At 46.9% G+C, this 19,775-nt stretch carries 18 protein-coding genes; 10 read left to right on the top strand and 8 right to left on the bottom strand.

Annotated elements, in window-relative coordinates; genetic code table 11:
* The 6 genes from A3L04_RS08075 to A3L04_RS08050 form a co-directional block, all read right to left on the bottom strand.
* Entirely contained in the window at positions 1–1,701 is a 1,701-nt protein-coding gene (locus A3L04_RS08075; protein WP_068577035.1) for a complex I subunit 5 family protein, read from the bottom strand.
* A gap of 1 nt (position 1,702) precedes the next feature.
* Complete coding sequence (locus A3L04_RS08070; RefSeq protein WP_068577033.1) at positions 1,703–3,097, bottom strand: hydrogenase 4 subunit D; 1,395 nt, start codon at positions 3,095–3,097, stop codon at positions 1,703–1,705.
* Between the two features lie 9 nt (positions 3,098–3,106).
* Positions 3,107–3,601, bottom strand: coding sequence for a 4Fe-4S dicluster domain-containing protein (locus tag A3L04_RS08065; RefSeq protein ID WP_068577031.1), 495 nt, complete (start codon positions 3,599–3,601; stop codon positions 3,107–3,109).
* The gene (fdhF, locus tag A3L04_RS08060) at positions 3,598–5,646 is read right to left on the bottom strand and encodes a formate dehydrogenase subunit alpha (protein ID WP_068577029.1); all 2,049 of its coding nucleotides are present in this window, start codon (positions 5,644–5,646) and stop codon (positions 3,598–3,600) included. The genes A3L04_RS08065 and fdhF overlap by 4 nt, the downstream gene beginning before the upstream one ends.
* Before the next feature lie 118 nt (positions 5,647–5,764).
* Positions 5,765–6,343: a TetR/AcrR family transcriptional regulator gene (locus tag A3L04_RS08055; protein ID WP_088859123.1), complete on the bottom strand. Its 579-nt coding sequence runs from the start codon at positions 6,341–6,343 to the stop codon at positions 5,765–5,767.
* A gap of 81 nt (positions 6,344–6,424) precedes the next feature.
* A complete protein-coding gene (locus A3L04_RS08050; protein WP_068577025.1) occupies positions 6,425–6,658 on the bottom strand; it encodes a hypothetical protein in 234 nt (77 codons plus the stop codon).
* Between the two features lie 589 nt (positions 6,659–7,247).
* Between A3L04_RS08050 and A3L04_RS08045 the strand changes: the two genes are divergently transcribed.
* Positions 7,248–8,021, top strand: coding sequence for a DUF5666 domain-containing protein (locus tag A3L04_RS08045; protein WP_068577023.1), 774 nt, complete (start codon positions 7,248–7,250; stop codon positions 8,019–8,021).
* Between the two features lies 1 nt (position 8,022).
* Complete coding sequence (locus A3L04_RS08040) at positions 8,023–8,244, top strand: DUF4405 domain-containing protein (RefSeq protein ID WP_068577022.1); 222 nt, start codon at positions 8,023–8,025, stop codon at positions 8,242–8,244.
* On the opposite strand, the gene A3L04_RS08035 is transcribed toward A3L04_RS08040, so the two are convergent.
* Entirely contained in the window at positions 8,241–8,978 is a 738-nt protein-coding gene (locus tag A3L04_RS08035; protein WP_068579493.1) for a Rossmann-like domain-containing protein, read from the bottom strand. The two genes, A3L04_RS08040 and A3L04_RS08035, sit on opposite strands and share 4 nt — an antisense overlap.
* 70 nt (positions 8,979–9,048) lie before the next feature.
* On the opposite strand from A3L04_RS08035, the gene A3L04_RS08030 reads away from it, so the two are divergent.
* The 5 genes from A3L04_RS08030 to A3L04_RS08010 all read left to right on the top strand — a co-directional run bounded on the left by A3L04_RS08030 (position 9,049) and on the right by A3L04_RS08010 (position 16,703).
* Positions 9,049–9,993, top strand: coding sequence for a radical SAM protein (locus tag A3L04_RS08030; RefSeq protein ID WP_068577020.1), 945 nt, complete (start codon positions 9,049–9,051; stop codon positions 9,991–9,993).
* Between the two features lie 76 nt (positions 9,994–10,069).
* Entirely contained in the window at positions 10,070–10,933 is an 864-nt protein-coding gene (locus tag A3L04_RS08025) for a P-loop NTPase (protein ID WP_068577018.1), read from the top strand.
* Between the two features lie 4 nt (positions 10,934–10,937).
* Positions 10,938–11,828: a nucleotide-binding protein gene (locus A3L04_RS08020; RefSeq protein ID WP_068577016.1), complete on the top strand. Its 891-nt coding sequence runs from the start codon at positions 10,938–10,940 to the stop codon at positions 11,826–11,828.
* A 127-nt stretch (positions 11,829–11,955) separates the two neighbouring features.
* On the top strand, positions 11,956–14,814 hold the full coding sequence (locus A3L04_RS08015) for a cellulose binding domain-containing protein (RefSeq protein ID WP_157895694.1): 2,859 nt from the start codon (positions 11,956–11,958) through the stop codon (positions 14,812–14,814).
* Between the two features lie 107 nt (positions 14,815–14,921).
* Positions 14,922–16,703 carry a glycoside hydrolase family 18 protein gene (locus A3L04_RS08010; RefSeq protein WP_068578570.1) on the top strand — a complete coding sequence of 594 codons (1,782 nt, stop codon included), beginning with the start codon at positions 14,922–14,924 and terminating at the stop codon, positions 16,701–16,703.
* Positions 16,704–16,815: 112 nt separating this feature from the next.
* On the opposite strand, the gene A3L04_RS08005 is transcribed toward A3L04_RS08010, so the two are convergent.
* On the bottom strand, positions 16,816–18,147 hold the full coding sequence (locus tag A3L04_RS08005; protein ID WP_068578568.1) for a leucine/methionine racemase: 1,332 nt from the start codon (positions 18,145–18,147) through the stop codon (positions 16,816–16,818).
* A gap of 117 nt (positions 18,148–18,264) precedes the next feature.
* Between A3L04_RS08005 and A3L04_RS08000 the strand changes: the two genes are divergently transcribed.
* From A3L04_RS08000 to A3L04_RS07990, 3 genes are read left to right on the top strand one after another with little or no spacing between them, the layout of a single operon-like run.
* On the top strand, positions 18,265–18,711 hold the full coding sequence (locus A3L04_RS08000) for an Lrp/AsnC family transcriptional regulator (protein WP_068578566.1): 447 nt from the start codon (positions 18,265–18,267) through the stop codon (positions 18,709–18,711).
* A complete protein-coding gene (locus A3L04_RS07995; RefSeq protein ID WP_068578564.1) occupies positions 18,712–19,140 on the top strand; it encodes a DUF6849 domain-containing protein in 429 nt (142 codons plus the stop codon).
* Complete coding sequence (locus tag A3L04_RS07990) at positions 19,109–19,765, top strand: endonuclease III domain-containing protein (RefSeq protein WP_068578562.1); 657 nt, start codon at positions 19,109–19,111, stop codon at positions 19,763–19,765. Before A3L04_RS07995 ends, A3L04_RS07990 begins: the two co-directional genes overlap by 32 nt.
* Positions 19,766–19,775: the final 10 nt, after the last annotated feature.

Raw genomic sequence — 19,775 nt, 5'->3', positions numbered from 1 at the left:
TCACCACCCCACAAGCAACACAATAACTCCGGCAAGGATTATCATGCTCAAAACCATCGCAACCTCCATAGCCATGCTGAAGTCCCTGAAAACTATCATCAGGGAGGTAAGGAACCTGACAGCGGGCGTTATAACTGCCTCATCTATGTACTCCTCGAAGTACTTGGAGATCCACCAATATGCCGATGCCACAGCGTTGACTAAGGCAGAGCCAGCCTTTCTAAGGTAGCTGGACAGGGAATAGAGGGCACCTATCTTCTCCTCGTACTGGTGGTAGTAGGAAGAGGCCTTCAGCCTAAATCTCTCCTCGGGGAAGCCCGTGGCCCCGCAGTTCCAGGGCTTGGCTTTAACCCCATTGAAGGGAATTGCCACTAGAACACCAACCGCGAGCACCGTGAGCACTAGGAGGAAGATGATGGAGGAGAAGTAAGAGTAGGGGTTTATTCCTGGGGTTAAGGGGAAGAGGCCCAAGAGCAGGCAGAGGATCGAGAGTATGCCCTGACCAACTACCATCGGGGCTGGAACTTCACTCCCCTCAGCTTCCCCTCCCAGGAATGCTGAAGAGTAGAACTTAATGAAAGATGCCAGCGTTGCGGCGCTTATGAAAAACGCAAAGACTGTCGCCAACTGTAGCACTGGATCTCCTGAGGAATAGCCTGCTTCATAGAGGAGTAGCTTGCTTAAGAAGCCGTTAAACGGAGGAACACCTGAAATCGCTAGCGAAGATAGTAAGGCAAATACTCCCGTGTACGGCATCGCCCTAAACAAGCCACCGAGCTTGTCCAGATCTACGGTCCCCTTTGAGTACTCGAAGGCTCCAGCTGTAAGGAACAGGGAGCCCTTGAAGAGGGAGTGGTTTAGTGCATGGAAGAGGCCCGCGGCCAACGCCAAGTAGCCAACTCTACTGGGAATTAGGTAGATGCCGATGCCTATGCCGAGCCACATATACCCCATCTGGCCAACACTGTGGTAGGCGAGTAATCTCTTCGCGTTTTTCTGCTTCAGGGCGAAGAGCGTTCCCACGGTTAGGCTCAATGCCCCCAAGACTGCAACGATCACTCCCAGCTCCCTGCTTGGATTAAAAGTTAGATAGGCTTTAACGAGGGCAAATAGTGCAACTTTCTCCATGGCCCCTGCAAAGAGTGAGGAAACATTACTTGGTGCACTGTCGTAGGTTTCCGCAACCCAGAAGTGCAGTGGGACTATCCCGGACTTTGCCATGGACGCTATCATTACCAGCAGGAAGGGAAGATCGCCTTTAAGCGAGCTGAGTGAGAGTGAGGGAGCGAGTGCAACTAATAAGAGGAGAGGGATTGTGGTGAAGATGTGCATGGTTATGAAGTACTTAGCTCCAACATCTCTATCTCTTATGAAGACGTAGGAGAGCAACGTCATTAGTTCCCAGGAAAACACGAAGAGGAGTAAGTTCTCGCTAACCAAAACCCCGTACATCGAGAGCACGAATAGGGGAAGGAGCGCTGACTGAGGCTTGTCTTTGGTGTAGGTCATTGAGTACACGAAGACCGCCAGTGAAGAAACCCCCAGGATTAGGAGGAAGTAGTTCTCAACGCTCCCCAAGTCTTCAACAGCTAAGCCTATCATGATGAGCGAGGAAATTGAGGCTATCCCAAGCCCCACCCTTGCAAAGCCCATGAATCCTACAAGCGATGCTAGGGCCAGTAGGTAAGGGACGACTTCCATTTTACCACCCCACTATGAGCTTGTAACCCAACGCTGGAGCAATAACGGCCAAGACAGCAAGGATCGTGATTATTCCCCTCATGAGGCTAGTAACCTTCAAGTCCCTGCCTCCCAGCATATCTCTAACCCTTAGAGCTGAGACAACGAAGAACACTGTTGAATCCAGAAGGATCAGCAAGACGATCGCCCAGCACATCCCCCCTATTTGAGCTCCAGATCTGAGGAGAAGGGCCTTGCTGAAGAATATTCCGAATGGAGGAGCTCCGGCTAGGCCAAAGAGGGAAAGCATCCAAACTGCCCCCACTAAACCGCTCACCTTTATTTTGCCCATGTTTCGGGTTCCCAGGGAGTAGCTGAACGTCCCCGCGGTTAAGAAGCCCAAGCCTTTAACGAAAGCGTGGGTGAATATCTGAAACATCGCAAGCTTTATTCCAAGCTCGGAACCGAAGACGGCAAAGAGAACCCCACTGTACATCACCGCCGCTTCGGCCATCGTTGAATAGGCGAGCAACCTCTTGGCATCTTTCTGCATTGGATAGGCTATCGTGGTAATCAGGAGGGTAATCGCGAGGAGGAAAAGCATCACGAAGCCACCAATCTTTGGAATTGGGCTCATAAACTGAACCACCCTCGCTAGGAGGAAAACACCCATCTCTATCATCGCCGCTCCATGGAGAAATGCGCTGGCTGGCGTTGGAGCTTCCATGGCATCAGGAAGCCACGAGTATAGTGGGAATTGAGCGCTCTTCGTAAACGCCGCTATCATGGCCCCTAGGAAGACTAAGAGCTTAATATCCTGGGGCAGGCCCGAGAGGGAGAGCAGGGACAGGTTATGGGTTTTCAGGTATGCAAGGGCGAAAGCAGAGTAAAGACCGACGAGCGCGCCGAAGTTGGGCATGAGGAGAGCCTTATAAGCAGATCTTATAGCTTCCTTCGTTCCATAGAAGCCAACGACGCCCCAGCAGGCAAGGCTCATGAGCTCAAAGAACACGAGCATCTGTAGCATTGAGGATGAGAACAGGAAACCTAGAGTTGAGCCCAGGAATATAAGCATCCACCCGTGGAACCTTCCCTTCCCCTCATGTACAGGTTTTTCCCTGTTTTGAGGTGAGAGATAGTCGATGGAGTACAGCATGAAGAGGAAGCCCACGAGGGAAACCACAAATGCTATCGGGAGGGATATATCATCAACCATCAGGCCGTAAACTTCACCAAAACCCCCAACCTCCGCAAGAACAACGTGCCTGGGCGTGAAAGTTGTGAGCGAGTAAGTTATCGCGAGGAGGGAAAAGCCTGAAGCTCCTACCAACAGGGCATCGGCTCTCTTACCTTCGAGCTTAAACGCAAAAATTCCCGCGAGTATGGGAACTAAAAAGGAAAGAATAATGGGATCCATGCTTCCACCTCACAGCAGGTATATCGGCTCCTTCTCTCCCCTCTCCCTCGCCTCTTTGAGGCGAGAAACGAAGCTTCCCTCCCTGTCCCAAAGTAGCTCGTTTATCTCGCCGAACTTCAGTGCTTCAGTTGGGCATGAAGAAACGCAGGCCGGAAGCTTTCCTTCCGCTCTTCTCTCTGAGCAGAGGTCACACTTGTCCATGATCTTGTTTACCTCATCTATCTTCGGAACACCAAATGGACAGGCAACGGCACACATCAGACAGCCAATGCACTTGAGGGGATCGAAGGCTACGGCCCCATCCTGATCTCTGTACAATGCACCCGTTGGACAGACCTCCAGACAGGGGGCTTTTTCACAGTGCCTGCAGTTGAAGGGTATCGTCGTTAAGTCTGGAAACTCAAAGACCCTTATCCTCGCTTCTCCGTGCTCCATTTCGCAGGCTACTTCACAGGCCCTGCAGCCAATGCAACGCTTGAAGTCTATGAAGATCTTCTTGCTCATTCTACCACCTCCTTGGTGACCCTGCAGGTTACTGCCTTCAGCTCTGGCATCTTGGAGAATTCATCTATCGCATCATCTTTCGTGAGGAAATTAACTCCCCAGTGCCAGGGCATCGCGACAACACCCTTCCTTATCCTATCCGTAACCATGGCCCTAACAACGAGAGAACCCCTCCTCGTCTCAACCCTAACCCTGTCTCCATCCCTTATCCCGAGTGCTTTGGCATCCTCTGGGTTTATCATCAGGAAGCCCTCTGGCCACCTCTTGATCAGGCTCTTGCTCCTCATGCTCATCGTTCCCGTGTGGAAGTGACCCACCTGCCTGAAGTTGGTCAACCACAGCGGATACTCCTCGTCCGGAACTTCTCCCGGCTGGATCCACTTAACCGGTGCAAGCTGGGCCCTCCCGGTCTTAGTCGGGAAGCCATTCAAGAACAGCCTCGGTGTTTCCGACTTTTCATCTGGGCATGGGTAGAAGCAGCCCTCCAAATTTGAGTTCAGCCTTTCGGGTGTTGCTCCTTTAAGGGCAGGAATTGCCCTGTTGATTTCCCTAAGGATGTCGTCGACGCTCGAGTAGTTGAAGTACTCCCCAACGCCGAGTTCCCTGGCCAACATGACAAGTATCTCCCAGTCGGGCTTTGCCTCTCCCGGCGGTTTAACTGCCTTGAAGCTCCTCATTACCCTCCTGTTCTGGGTTATCACGGTTCCCGTCTTCTCATACCAGCTTGCCGCTGGTAGTATTACGTCAGCGAACTTCGTTGTTTCCGTCGGGAAGATGTCGCTTACGACGACGAAGGCCTTCTCAAGGGCTTCCTCAATTAAGCTTGAGTTTGCAAGGGATCTGGCCGGATTTTGACCCATGATAAATATTCCCTTCATCTTTCCCTCGGCCATGGCCTTGAATATAGCCTGATAGTGGAGGCCGGGCTTTCTCGGAACTTCAAATCCCCAGAGTTCGCTGAACTTCTTCGCATTTTCCTCATTCAGCGGGACTGGCCCAGGGAGCTGAGCGCAGTTAACCCCAGGAACCGCAGCACAGAGGCCACAGTGGGCCCCAGGAATTACTCCTGAGAACACTCCTTCCTTCCCTATGTTTCCAGTTATCGCGATCAAGTTAGCTATTGCCAAAGCAGTCATCGTTCCATTCGCGTGCTGGTTCACCCCCTCGTTAAGCACTATAGTTGCGTTGCCTCCCGTAGCTAAGAGCTCCGCTGCCCTCTTTATCATCCCCGCCGGCACTTCGCTTACCTTCTCGGCCCACTCTGGAGTGTACTCCTCCACGGACTTTGCGAGCTCCTCGAAGTTGTCCGTTCTTTCCTCAACAAACTTCCTGTCGTAGAGCTCGTTCTTTATTATGTAATTGAGCATCGCCAAGGCAACCGCAAGATCCGTTCCTGGGTAGGGCTGGAGGTGAATGTCGGCAAACTTGGCCGTCTTAGTCTTTATTGGATCAACTACTATTATCTTCGCTCCGTTGTCTAGGGCTTTCTCGAAGTACTGACCGAAGAGAACGGGATTGGTTTCGGCAGGGTTGTAGCCCCAGACTAAGATGACCTTGGACTTAACTATATCCTCGAAGGGATTAGTCTGCGCGGGGCTCCCAAACACCTTGCTCCTAGCGACGAAGTTTGAGGACTGACAGAGCCTTCCAGCAAATTCTACATTGTTCGTTCCCAAGGCCCTAGCAAGCTTCTGGAGAACGTAGTTATCTTCGAGGGAACATCTCTCGCTCCCCAGGAAGGCTAAGGCCTCCGGCCCATGCTCCTCGATAATTTCCTTAAACTTCTGGGCAACGTACCTTATTGCCTCCTCCCAAGAAACCTCCTCAAACTTACCGTTCCTCTTAATTAGGGGTTTCTTAAGCCTGTCCGGGCTTATGGTGAATTGGTAGGAGGCAACGCCCTTGGGGCATAGCTTACCCTTGTTTGGTGTGTTTGGGTGATCGTAATCCCACTCGATCTTTCTGGGATGGCCGTTTACTGAGACTATGTACAGCCTACACCCAACGGAGCACCACGGACATACAACTGGCACGAGTTCCTCCATGCTTACCACCTTGAATTTTATGACTGACTGGTCATTCAGTGTTCGATGAGCAATTTTAAATATTTTTCGGATTTATATGCAAGGATGAACACCTTAGAACATCAAAGGTTAATTTGGTTCATTTACTGCTAGTGGAATTGTTAATCGAATTCGTTAAAATCTGAACGAGGTTTTCCAAGTATTCTTTGTGGTCTATTGGGCTACAGTCCTCAGAGTATAGGTAGTGGAGCAGGCTCCCAAGGAAAGTTCTGAAGAGAACCTCGGCCTTTTTCTCCTCGATGTTTACGAACTCAAGAACTCTCCTTGTTCCCTCCTTGATTAACTTAGAACACAGCTCCCTGTGGAGGTCGTTTAGGGATGTAATGCTACTCTTTATTGAGACTGTATGGAAGAATATGCACGCGAGCTCCCTGTCGGAGTAGTGCTCGAAGAACTTCTCTCCCAGGAACCTTAGGTAATCCCCAAGATTTCTGAAGCTTTCCCTATCAACGGACTTGAAAACATCGCTCAAGGCCTGAAAGGGCATTGCCATAATCGCAACTTCCCTTATTATGTCCTCCTTTCTCTTGAAGTAGAGGTAGAAGGTTCCCTTTGCTACTCCTGCATCTTTAACTATCTCATCAACCGTTACCCTGTCGAAGCCCTTACTTGCGAAGAGTTTCTTGGCCGAGTGCAGGAGTTTTTCTCGGGTGTCCAAAGCGATCACCAGCTACAAATATAAATAAAGGTATATTAATAAATTATACCTAGACTTTCTTTATTTCTGGAATTAGCACTTTCATCCCCTTTCGGCCTCTTTCTTAATCATCCTTAGCACTTCTTCGGGCAACGATACCTCAAATTCTCCCCTCTTGAACGGAACCTCCTTCATTCTTTCTATTCTCAAGAAAAGCCTCATTGGCCTTTCCATTCTGCTGAACATCAGGTTATCCGATGCCTCTTCCAACTCACTCACCCATTCTGGAAAGATGTCGGTGTTGACGGTGAAGAGGTAGGTTTTGCTCTTGTCCATGGCGAGAGTTTCCTTGATCTTTTTCCTGAATTTTCCTCCCGTACGTGGGAGATAATAACAGCAGGTTTAGGGCAGAGCCAACTATCATTGTTCCCAGCTCTCCGGCAGGGTTGCTCAGGAACATGTCTGCCAAGGCTATGGCCTCATCCCAGATTTCGGGCTTTATGAAGTTTGCCTTTATGTGACCATCTAATACCCCAGCGTCGTGCTCGTCAAGGGAAACACGATCTTTTCCCCATTTTTAAGCCAGCCGGAGGCTATAATACGAAATCATAGGCTTTCTGAAACCTTCCTAGGCCACTGATAGGTGTTGAGATATTGGTAAGAAATCCTAACTCGGAGTACCCTCATCTATCCACTGGTAGCTCCCTCAGCGAGCCTCCTGCTCCTAAGAGGATAACAGCCGGTACAAGATTACAGTAGGTTTAGCTAACTTCATTAGACCACCCGGAGGAGCATTTGCATATGCACTGAATTTAAGCGTTTATGTAAACTAAATAACTTGATGTAAAACTAAAATGGTTACATAAATGCCCCAATTCCCTAATGTTTATTAAAAATGAATGGTCATTCATCTACAGGTGAGCCCATGAAAAGGGGGCTTGTGGCATCGATAATCCTTGCTATCCTGATTACAGCCCTTCCGTTTATAGTGAAGATAGCGGAGAAGAAGCAGATAGAAGCAATAACACCCCAGGAAAACAGCACAATGATTGTTGGAGGGGTTTACTACGTAGGCACAGCAACATCCCATGAGGGTGCAGATATTCTATGCGTTGTCCCTGCCAAGGCCTATGTGGATGAGCCCGGCAAGGTTGTAACGCTAAATGTCACCGTCCGCTTCAAGCATGCCCAACCTTGTCCTTACTCAGACTGGAAAATATTAGTTGAGAATTCTAAGAACGTTGAAGTTATCGAAGAGACAGAGACAAAGCTTGAAGACCCTTATACTGCCTTCAAACAGTACAAAATTAAAGTCTTAGGCAATGGGAGCATAGACGTAGTTTTTAAGTACGGAACTGGCTGTCCTTATGGAACAGAGGAAAGGGTCACGGTAGGATTCTACATTGGGACTCCAACTCAAACTGAACTCGTGGAGGCCAATCAAACTCAATCAATAGTTTTAGAAAATGTTACTAAAACCTTCAAAGGTAAAATAGAGGAAGTAAACGTTGAGCTCAGGTACTTCGTGGTGAACGGAACGAAGATCTACGTTAGGGGCAGATGGGGAAGCTATAACTGGAAGGATGTCCTTGGAATGCTGAAGGTCGGAGAGTACGTTGAAGTCGTCGCAACTTACGAGGAGGGAACTTGGAAGGCCGAAGAAATAAAGATAGATGGAACAACGTTGAGGAGGGGATAAAATGAGACTGAGGATGTTCGTTTCAATAGTCTTATTCTTCCTGTGGCTGATAACAGGTATAACTGGAACTATACTGCTTTTAGGAAGGCTCTTTCCTTCGCTACCAGTGGAAGTATCTGATACACTCCACATCTATTTAGGCTTCGCATTCTTCGGCCTTTCTGTGGTTCACATCTACTTGAATTGGGCCGCGCTAAAGAGCTACTTCAGAAAGCTCCTTTAGGGCACCTCTACCACGTACTTTTTATTTCCCTCCTCGAATCCTTTAAAACTCCCCAGCTTTAGACCGAGGAGTGCCTTTTCTATATTGATGACTTTCATCGCCGCTAGGTGAGTTACCACTGTTCCCTTAAGGAACTCTGGAAGTAGTTGACCTGTCGGGCCCGTTAAAACAAACAGTTTTGCCTTTTTGGCTCTCTCAAGTAGCATATCTATTGTGGCATTAACTAGGCAACTGGCACTTGCAATTACTATATCCATCTCCGGCAATAGGTGGTACTCGAGGGTATCACTGTATGTATCCTTATCCCAGAGCTTCGCGTTCCTCTCAAAAACATAAATCTCGTACTTATCTTTTAGGGCCTTCACTAGAGGAGGCATGTTGCCAATTATCGCTATCTTCTCAGCATTTTCTGGAATAAGCTCAAGAACATCTACCCACTCCGCGTTGCTCAGGTCTATGTGGTACTGGGAGACTGCATTTATCGCGGCGAGGCCAAGCGTTCTTTCAATTACGTTTATACTGTCTGCTTTCTCAATAAACTCTTCAAGGGAAATTTCTTTTATCGAGTTTCTGTACCTCTGAACTTCCTCCGGCAAAGTCATGGCCACACCCAATGCTCCGCCTTTTTTACCCCCGACGAGAACCCATGTATAAGGAAGGCCAAAGGAAAAGTCCACTATCTCAAGGTCGTCAATAAGCTTAAGGGCCTTCTTCTTAATCTTTCCCAATATCATGTTCTTTATCTTCACATCATTCGTCATAAATCCTTATACGCGATTAGGCCAACCTAATTTTGGTGGTGGTATGATAGCCTTCGGTCCAGTTCCTTCAAGAAGGCTTGGAAAGAGCCTTGGAGTGAACAACATTCCGGACAAAGTCTGTAGCTACGCCTGCGTTTACTGCCAGATTGGAAGGACGATAAAGATGCAGATCGAGAGGCAGGAATTCTACGATCCCAAGGAGATAGTGGAGGACGTTGAAAGGAAGGTAAACGAGGCCTTGGAAAAGGGGGAAGAGATAGAGTATATAACCTTCGTTCCCGATGGGGAGCCAACTCTGGATATTAACCTGGGAAAGGAAGCTGAGATGCTCAAAGATATTGGAATAAAGCTAGCCATCCTAACTAACTCGTCCCTCGTGTGGAGGGATGATGTTAGGGAGGATCTAATGAACTTTGACTTCATCTCACTGAAGCTTGACGCGGTAACCCAGGATGTGTGGAGGAAAGTTGACAGGCCCCACAAATCCTTAAGCTTGGAGAGAATTTTGGAGGGAATGCTCACGTTAAAGGACGAATTTCCAGGAGTCGTTGTTACGGAAACGATGCTGATAAACATAGACTACGGTAATGAGCTTAAAAGAATCGCGGAGTTTCTGAAAGATTTAAAGCCCGACAAAGCTTACATCGCAATCCCAACAAGGCCACCAGCGGAGAAGTGGGTCAAACCGGCGAGTGAGGAGGTTATTCATCTAACATATCAACTGTTCAGCGAGGCCATTGGACCTGAAAACGTTGAATACCTGATAGGGTACGAAGGCAACGCCTTCGCATTCACGGGCAACGTTGAGGAAGACTTACTCTCGATAACCGCGGTTCACCCAATGAGGGAAGATGCAGTTAGGGAACTGCTTAAGAAGGCAAATGCTTCCTGGGATGTAGTTGAAAAGCTAATCAGGGAAGGCAAGCTCATCGAGCTCGAGTACAACGGCGTGAAGTTCTACATGAGAAAGTTAAAGTCAAGGCTCTGACTAACGATTAAACAGATTTGAGCATATGCACAAATTTTAAAAATATTAGGCTGACCTAATTCTCGGAGGTGAGGAGATGCAGATAGCGATAAGCGGTGGGAAAGGCGGAACGGGCAAATCAACAGTTGCCATAAACGTTGCAGTTGAATTAGCTAAAAGATTCAAGCTTATCCTAGCTGATTTAGACGTTGAAGCCCCAAACGATCACCTCCTCTTAGGGGTTGAGCTGCAAAACGAGGAGGAGGTAAACCAGTTCATGCCGAAGTTCGACTATTCAAAGTGCATAAAGTGCAGGAAGTGCGCGGAGGTCTGTGAGGAGCACGCGATAATAACCCTGAAGGATGGAACGCCCTTCCTAATGCCCACACTGTGCTCGGGCTGCAGGGCCTGTGAGATAGTCTGTCCGGTTCCCGGGGCAATACAGGAAGGCTCGAGGCTTATTGGTCACACGTACGTTACGCCAACCCCCTACGGCTTTACCCTTGTGACAGGAAAGCTCAGGGAAGGAGAAGAGAGATCGATGCCATTAGTAGTTGCCGCCAAGAAGAGGCTCAAAAACCTTGACTACGAGCTCTTGATAGTTGATACAGCTGCTGGAACCGGAAATACAGTTTCAAAGGCCATTGAGGGATCTCAGCTCTTAATAGCGGTCACCGAGCCAACTCCTTTAGGAATCCACGATACTGAGTTGATTTTACAGCTCGGCAAGCTTATGGGAATTGAAACCTGGGTTGTCATCAACAGGGCAGATCTGGGTGACGTTAACGAAGTCTACAGGAGAGCTGAGAAGTACAAGGCCAAGGTGATAGCCGAGATACCGTACAGTGAGAACATCGTGAAGACGTACGTTTCTGGAACCCCGATTGTAACGACCGATTATCCCGAGGCCGAGATATTCCGGGAAATCGCCGAGAGGATTTACGAGTTCTTGAGGGGGTGATAAAATGCAGATAGTTATAGCGAGCGGTAAGGGTGGTGTTGGCAAGAGCACGGTTACAGCATCTCTACTTTACCTGCTCAAGGATGAGTACAGGCTAATAGCGGTTGATGCAGATGCTGAAGCTCCAAACCTTGGCCTACTCCTGGGGGTAACTGAGTGGGAGGAGGAGAGGGAGCACGTTGGGGCGAAGATAGCCAGAATTAACACGGAAACGTGCATCCGCTGTGGAATCTGCCAGATGAGGTGTCCCTACGAGTGCATCTACGTTGACGATGAAGGTAATTACGTGGTCAACGAGCTCACCTGTGAGGGTTGCAATGTTTGTGGTTTAGTGTGCCCTGTCCCAGGAACGATAACGCTGGAGCAGGTTCGCTCTGGAGTTATAAGGAAGGCCACAACCAAGTATGGCTTCCCGATAATCTCGGCACAGCTCGACGTTGGAAGGCCAGAGAGCGGTAAGTTAGTCACGGAGGAGAAGGAGTGGGCTAAGCAGATAATGAAGGAGCAAAATCTAGAGCATATGATCGTTGATTCGGCTGCAGGGATTGGATGCCAAGTTATAGCGAGCGTTGGAGGGGCCGACGTAGCAATTCTAATAGCTGAGCCAACTCCAGCCTCGTTGAGCGATGTTCAGAGAGTATACAAAGTCGTCCAGCACTTCCACGAGCCTGCCTACCTGATAATAAATAAGGCCGATATAAATCCGGGGTTCACCGGCCTTAAGGAGTGGGCGGAGCAAGAGGGAATACCAATTCTGGGTGAGATACCCTATGACTCTGCAATTCCAAAGAGCATGTCGATGCTTAGGCCCTTCATTGAAGCGTTCCCAGAGTCAAAAGCCTCGCAGGCAATAAGGGAGATAGCGGAGGTTATTAAGCAGGAGATAATAAAATAGACAGCGATGTAACTATTTCTCTCTTAGAACCTTTTATTTTTGTCATATCTACATAATTTGCTTCAAAATTCTTAAATACACCAAGTTCTGAATCCCTCAGAATCTATCAAGGCGTGGAGGGGAGAGTATGAAGAGAGTTGCAATTATATTAAGTGTCCTGACACTACTTGCAACAATTATGAGTTTTCCAGCCTCTGCCCAAGAGCCCATAATACGAGAGTTCCCAGGCAACCAATGGCCTACAGCGTTTGTCGATATGAATGGGGATGGCATTTCAGATTTCGTAATGGAAATCAATCCATGGAACATCCAAGACGCAGATGGGAAGCAAATCATGGAATACGATCCTGTTAGTAATGAAATACGGTTCTTTAGCAACTTAACAAACATCATTACTAAAAATCCCAATACTTGGGTTCATGGATACCCGGAGATATACATTGGGAACAAGCCTTGGAACAGAAATAAAGCGGATGGACTTATAGATCTACCAAAGAAGGTGTCAGATCTTACTGGCTTTACTGTAAAATTTAGTTACAACCTTGAGCATGATCCTAATCTGCCAATTAATTTTGCAATGGAAACTTGGTTAACAACGGATCAACTAAGGACAACTGGAGTTAGGGCTGGAGAAGTAGAGATCATGGTCTGGCTTTATAATAACAAGATAAATCCGGCTGGTAGGATAATAGACACAGTCAAGATACCCATCATTATTAATGGAAAACTCATAAACGGGACATTTGAAGTTTGGAAGAAAGATAGCATTGGTAGTGGATGGACGTACTTTGCCTTTAGATTGACAACACCAATGAAGAGTGCAGAAATAGAAATTGATCCAACATTATTTGTCAAAAAAGTTCAAGAATACACACAAGTGGATATAGGAAATCTCTACATGCAGGATTGGGAAATTGGTACAGAGTTTGGAAATCCTACAACTACATCGGCACTCTTTAACTGGAGTATAAAGAATTTCGAAGTTAGCAAGCAACCTTTACTCCAACAAGATGTGGAATCACCCTCAACAACGTCTTCCATATCACAAACCCAGACGACATCTTCAAACATTCAGAATCCAATAAGACCTGGAACACTTGACGTTAGGGTAAATAGCTGGGGAAGTGCTACTCAATACTCATGCACCCTCTATCTTGACGGTCAATATGACTGGACTATTGAAGTCAAGCTAAAGGAGGGTTCAAAGATCACAAGTTACTGGAGCGCTGATCTTACCTACAAGGAAGATGGGACCGCAGTATTCACACCAAAGAGCTGGAACAAGGGCCCAACAGCTAGCTTCGGATTCATAGCATCCGGAGATATGCCCGTTGAGTCAATAGTGCTTGTTATAAACGGGGAAGTCTGGGATGTGTGGCCTGAGGTGTCTCAGGTGCCGTCTGAGACGGGTACTACAACCGTTACCACTACTACGACGACTACTACAACGTCAGTTCCAACAACCTCAACAACCACTGTCACAACTACTACAACTACAACCACTACCACTACTACTGTTACCAGCACAACTACTGCCTCAACAACTACGAGTACTGTGACTACTACGACTACTAGTTCGGCTGGTAGTCCGGTTAAGCCTGGTTCGATGAGTGTTAAGGTTAATGATTGGGGTACTGGTGGGCAGTTTGACATTACCCTAAACCTTGGTGGGCAGTACGATTGGGTTGTTAAAGTCCAGCTTGATTCATCAACCCAGATGGGCAACTACTGGGGTGTCCAGAAGAGCCAAGAGGGTGATTGGGTAGTCTTCACGCCACTCAGTTGGAACAAGGGTCCAACGGCAAGCTTTGGATTCATCGTCAACGGCCCAGTCAGCGGAGTCAAACAAATAATCCTCGAAATAAACGGAGAAATCTGGGATGTGTGGCCTAGCTCGGGCGAGGCCACCACAACAACCTCAACAACCACTACCACAACAACTACGACTACTACCACAGCAACTCCAGCTCCAACTACAACCACTACTACCACTACAACTACGAGCACTCCAACCCAGACCACAACTACCACCACTACTCAGACTGAAGTCCCAGCCCCAGTGGGTGCCAATCCTATTCCAGAGCACTTCTTCGCTCCATACATCGATATGACACTCTCAGTCCACAAGCCTCTCACGGAGTATGCTCAGCTTACAGGAACCAAGTACTTCACGCTTGCATTCATCATCTACAGTTCCGCTTACGGTCCATCATGGGGTGGTGCATTGCCATTAGATACCTTCGTTCAGGAGGTCAATGACCTCAGGAAGATGGGTGGTGAGGTCATCATAGCCTTCGGAGGTGCCGTTGGGCCATACCTCTGTCAGCAAGCTCAGAGTGCTGAGCAGTTAGCCCAGTGGTACATCCAGATAATTGACATGTACAATGCAACGTACTTGGACTTTGACATTGAGTCCTATGTTGATGCAAACATGCTGGCAGATGCACTCCTGATTGTTCAGAGAGAAAGGCCATGGGTTAAGATAAGCTTCACCCTACCAAGTGATCCAGGTGTCGGATTAACGGGCTCAGGATACTCCCTAATTAAGACAATGGTTGAGAAGGGTGTAAAGATAGACAGGGTCAATGCAATGACTATGGATTACTACTGGACCCCATCAAATGCTGAGAACGCAATAAAGGTTGCCCAGAACTTATTCAACCAGCTCAAGCAGCTTTATCCAAACAAGACTGATGAGGAGATCTGGGGTATGATCGGTCTGACCCCAATGATTGGAGTCAATGACGACAAGAGTGTGTTCACACTACAGGATGCTCAGACCCTTGTAGACTGGGCAATTCAGTATAAGATAAGAGCTTTGGCGTTCTGGAGTGTAGACAGGGATCACCCAGGCCCAGAGGGCCAAGTTTCACCACTCCACAGGGGTACTAGTGACCCAGACTGGGCTTACAGCCACGTCTTCGTAAAATTCATGGAAGCCTTTGGCTACCAACCAGTTACTCAACAAGCAGTATCTTCAACTTGATTTCCTCTAATTTCTTTTGAAACACTTTTCTTTTCCTATATTCTTGTTTTATAGGTTTAAAACAAACGCCTTAAGGGTTTTCTTTGAGATTCATTGGGGTGACATGTATGAAAAGAGCCTTGGCTTTAACTCTGGTAGTAATAGTTATATTATTTGCTACTCCAACCCCAGTTCTCTCTAAGTCAGAAATTAAGCTAAAGGCACAGCCAATAGCATGGGATGCAGTAAACTTAACCTGGACTCCCCTTTCAAATGTCAAAGCTTATGAGGTATATAGATCCACTAACCCTAGAGACGTGTATTCCTCCCCGAACTTGATTTTCGTTGTTAATTGGAGTAACTATACTAAATATAAGGAGAATTGGAACTATCTCCCAGGTGAGATCGTGGAATACCAGGGTTATTTATGGAAAGCCAAGAAAGTTACATCCCAACCTCCTCAAGAAGGAGATTACTGGGAGAAATTAGGACCAATAACTCCGACGAATACCGCCGTTGATTATTTCAATGTTACAGGGAATACAACTTATTACTATATCGTTGTCCCAGTATTTAAGGATGGTAAGGATGGGAAGCGAGGGACACCCTCTAATGTTATCAAAGTGACAACTCCTCCACAGCCGTATAGAATTGTTGTTTATTATATCTCCTGGGGAATCTACGCGAGAGCATTTTCACCTTATGATGTTCCTTTTGAAAACGTGACCCATGTCAATTATGCCTTCCTAAAGTTGCTAGAAAATGGAACAGTAACATGGGCTGATCCTTGGGCCGATCCTATGAATTTGGAAGCCTTTAAGGAGCTTAAAAGTAGGTATCCAGCTGTTAAGTTTTTGATATCAGTGGGAGGTTGGACTCTAAGCAAGTACTTCTCTCCAGTAGCTGCAGATCCAAAGAAAAGACAAGAATTCATTAAAAGTGCGATAGCAATAATTCGGAAATATAACCTCGATGGAATTGATATTGATTGGGAGTATCCAGGCGGCGGTGGGATGGAGGGCAACTACGTTAGCCCAGATGATCCCAGGAACTTCATAGTCCTACTCAAGGAATTCAGAAAAGCATTGGATGATGTGGGAAGGGAAGATCATAAGCATTATCTACTTACGGTTGCAGCACCAGCAAACCTTGAGATTGCTTCTAGGATAGATTGGAAAGAGGCAAGTAAGTACTTAGATTTCATAAACGTCATGACTTATGACTATATAGGGCCGTGGAGCCCAGTAACTGGACACAATGCTCCCTTATACAGAAATCCAAATGGGCCTGACTATGGTTCTGTTGATCAAACAATCAAGTGGTACATAGAGCACGTTCCTGATAGGACCAAAATAGTTCTTGGGATACCATTTTACGCTAGAAGCTTTGCTAATGTCCCGCCAAAGAATCATGGTCTATTCCAGCCATATAAAGGAACTCCCGCCGGAACTTGGGGATCAGCTGCAGAAACTCATGGTATAATGGACTATTGGGATGTAGCGGATAAAGCTAAGACCGGGGAGTATGAGTACTTTTGGGACAACTACTCTAAGGTTCCTTGGCTGTATTCAGAGAGTAAAAGGATATTCATAACGTTCGATGATCCAAGGAGTATACTCATAAAAACTCAATATATGCTAAACCAGAGCCTTGGTGGAGTAATGATTTGGGAGATTACTGCAGATAGGAAACCAGGAACAAGTTCTCACCCCCTGCTAGCTGCTGTTCTTGAGGGATTGCAGGAGAAACCTCCAGTATGGATTCCTGATAAATATGTACTAGGAAGTAATGTTCCCAGTAATATCACAATTCCTAAACCAGAAACTGTGCCCACAAAAAGAGGGGGAGTTTGCGGGCCAGCTGCAATTTTGATCGTTGCACTCTTTGTCCTCCTAAAAAGAAACTCTTAGAATTCTATTAAACTCTTCTTTTTTTGAACGATCCAAGTTAGTATTATCTAAGGTGTAGAATAAAAAAAGAATAATTTAAACAACTAACCATTTTCTCACCACAAAACAGGCCTTACCATCCCTGCACATTCTTCACGACGTCATCTGGGACTTTTCCCTCCTCAACATCACTTATGGCCCTCTCTAATATATTAAGGCCCTCATCGAGGACATCTTCTTCAATGGTTAAGGGAGGCTGGATCCTCAGAACATTACCCTGAAGGAAAGCCACTATCAGACCAAGTTCAAATGCCCTCCATACGACCTTCTTCGCTTCCTCAAATGCTCTCTCCTTTGTTTCCCTGTTCTTCACGAGTTCAACCCCAAGCATTAACCCTAGCCCTCTAACATCTCCAATGAGCTCATGCTCCTCTTTCATTTTTTCCAACCTCTTTTTTGAATAGTCTCCAAGCTTTTTGGCTCTTCTCAGGAGATCTTTCTCCTCGATCTCCTCTATGACAGCCAATGCAGCTCTAGCTGCAGTTGGATTGCCCGAGAGCGTGAATGCATGACTTAAAGGGGGTAGGGAATCCATGATCTCAGCTCTTCCAATTGTTGCACTTATTGGCAATCCGCCTCCAAGGGGCTTTGCTATTGTTATTATGTCTGGCTTAACGCCGAAGTGCTCTATCGCAAACCACTTTCCCGTTCTCCCCATACCGCTCTGCACCTCATCGACCACAAGTAATATTCCATAATTATCGAGTATCTTCTTGATCTTCCTGAAGTAACTCTCGGGAGGGACAACCATACCGGAGTCACCTTGAATGGGCTCAGCAAATAGCGCGGCAACCCCTTCGGCATAGACTTCCCCCTCAAACTTTTCTTTTATGTACTCTACGCACTCCATCTTGCAACTCTTTGGGTCTTTACCGAACGGGCAGCGATAGCAGTTTGGATAAGGAATGTAATGAATTCCGCTTAGCTCACCTACCATTGCCCTGACATGGAAGTCTAATCCTGTAAGACTCATTGCACCATATGTTGAGCCGTAAAAGCTCCTCATGTAACTCAGGATAGTATGCTTTTTAGTATAGGCCCTTGCAAACTTTATCGCACCATCATTAGCATCTGCCCCGCTTAGTCCAAGAGAGACTTTAGCGTTATCTATTGGGGCAATCTCAACAAGCTTCTCCGCTAAGAGTAGTGGTTCTAGTGGGAAGGAATAAATGTACGTTGCATGAACTAGCTTTTCAACTTGTTCCTTTATTGCCCTAACAACTCTAGGATTATTGTGGCCTACGTTTTGAACTGCTGCATCGCTCAGGAAGTCTATATATTCCCTCCCATTTACATCCCAGACCTTTGCATTTTCGGCTTTTACTGGAACTAGGGGAAAGTAAGTTGTCCTGTTGGCTGGAGCGATAACTCTATGGTACCTCTCAACGATCTCCCACGGATCCATGGTTTCCCCCTAATACTGTACTCTTTAGAATTCGATAACTTTTTCGGCATGATTTTGTCGATTCGTCATAATATTTATTAGGATGGATACTAAATCCGTAGAAATGGTGAAGTAAAAATGTTGGATGAGCTTGACAGAAGGATACTCCACTTACTCCAGGAGGATGGAAGAATGAGCTACTCGGAGGTCGCAAGGATATTGGGGATTCCAGAGTCAACAGTTAGAGCTAGGGTGAAAAGGCTCGTTGAGAAGGGCATAATAAGGAAGTTCGCTGCTCTTATAAATCCATTCAAGGCTGGTTATAGTATAGTGGCCGTTATAGCCGTTGATGTTGAGCCCAGCAAGGTCAGAGAGGTAGCCGAAAAGCTCGCTAAATTTGATGAAGTTGATGTTCTGGGTATAGCCACAGGGGCCCATGATATATTTATGCAGGTAACCCTGAGGAGCCTCGAGGAGCTTGAGAACTTCCTCCTCGATAAGCTGGGCAAGATAGATGGAATTAAAAGCACTGAAACCTCAATCCTTACGAGCGTCAAGAAGTGGGGCTATGCGAGGGTGTTCTAAATGAGGGTAGTTCTAAAACCATTGACAAATGTAGAGCTACCCCAGGATTTTGCTGAGGTTCTAAGGGCCAAGCTTAAGGGGAGAGAGGTAAAAACTGGGGAAGTTGTAACAGTAAATATCCTGGGGAAGCCCTTGGAGTTCAAGGTGGTTCAAGCAGTTCCCTCTCCCGTCAGGGTTTCTGAGAAGACGGCAATTGTTATTGCAAGGCCTGGGGTTGATGTTCTAGAGATCGAGCTCCCAGGTAAGCCCAGGGATGTGTACATTTATGGTGATAATATTATCGTGGTTCTCGAAAATGAAGTTCTAATTTTGAACCAAAATCTTGAAGAGATATACAGGGAAAAGTTCGAAAACTTAATTAAAGTGATTCAGACAAAGGCGGGCTTGGTGGTAGTTGATGGAAGAAGACTTAAGCTCATTAAGGTCTAGGGCTCTCAAAATCGTTAAGATACTCAAGAGAACTTACCCCAGGGAAAGGCACGTTTCAGGAGATCCCTACAGAACGCTAATTAAGTGCATAATCTCCCAAAGGAACAGGGATGAGGTGACGGATAGGGTTGCCGAAGAGCTCTTTAAGCGATACCCAACCATCGAGGACATCGCAAGGGCTAGTGTTGAGGAGATGCAGGAATTTTTGAGGTCGCTTAAGGTTGGCCTTTGGAGGAGCAAGGGAAGGTGGATAGTTGAATCCTCAAGGATCATCCTCGAGAAGTACGGAGGTAGAGTTCCGGATAAGTTTGAGGAGCTGATTAAGCTTCCTGGGATCGGAAGGAAGTGTGCCAACATAGTCCTTGCCTATGGATTTGGAATTCCAGCTATCCCAGTGGATACCCACGTTAACAGGATAAGCAAGAGGCTTGGGCTCGTTCCTAAGGATGCCTCTCCCGAGGATGTTGAAGAAAGGTTGAAGCAACTAATTCCTAAGGATGAGTGGCTGTACGTCAATCATGCCATGGTAGACCATGGAAAAAGGATCTGCAGACCTATAAAGCCTAGGTGTGAGGTGTGTCCCCTTAAAAATCTGTGTCCAAAGGTGGAGATTAGAAAGGTTTAAATATTATTAA

This window comes from Thermococcus chitonophagus (genome assembly GCF_002214605.1).
Classification (GTDB): Archaea; Methanobacteriota_B; Thermococci; order Thermococcales; family Thermococcaceae; genus Pyrococcus; species Pyrococcus chitonophagus.
The sequence above is the reverse complement of the archived record's forward strand: the minus strand, read 5'-3'. Positions and strand labels throughout refer to the sequence as shown.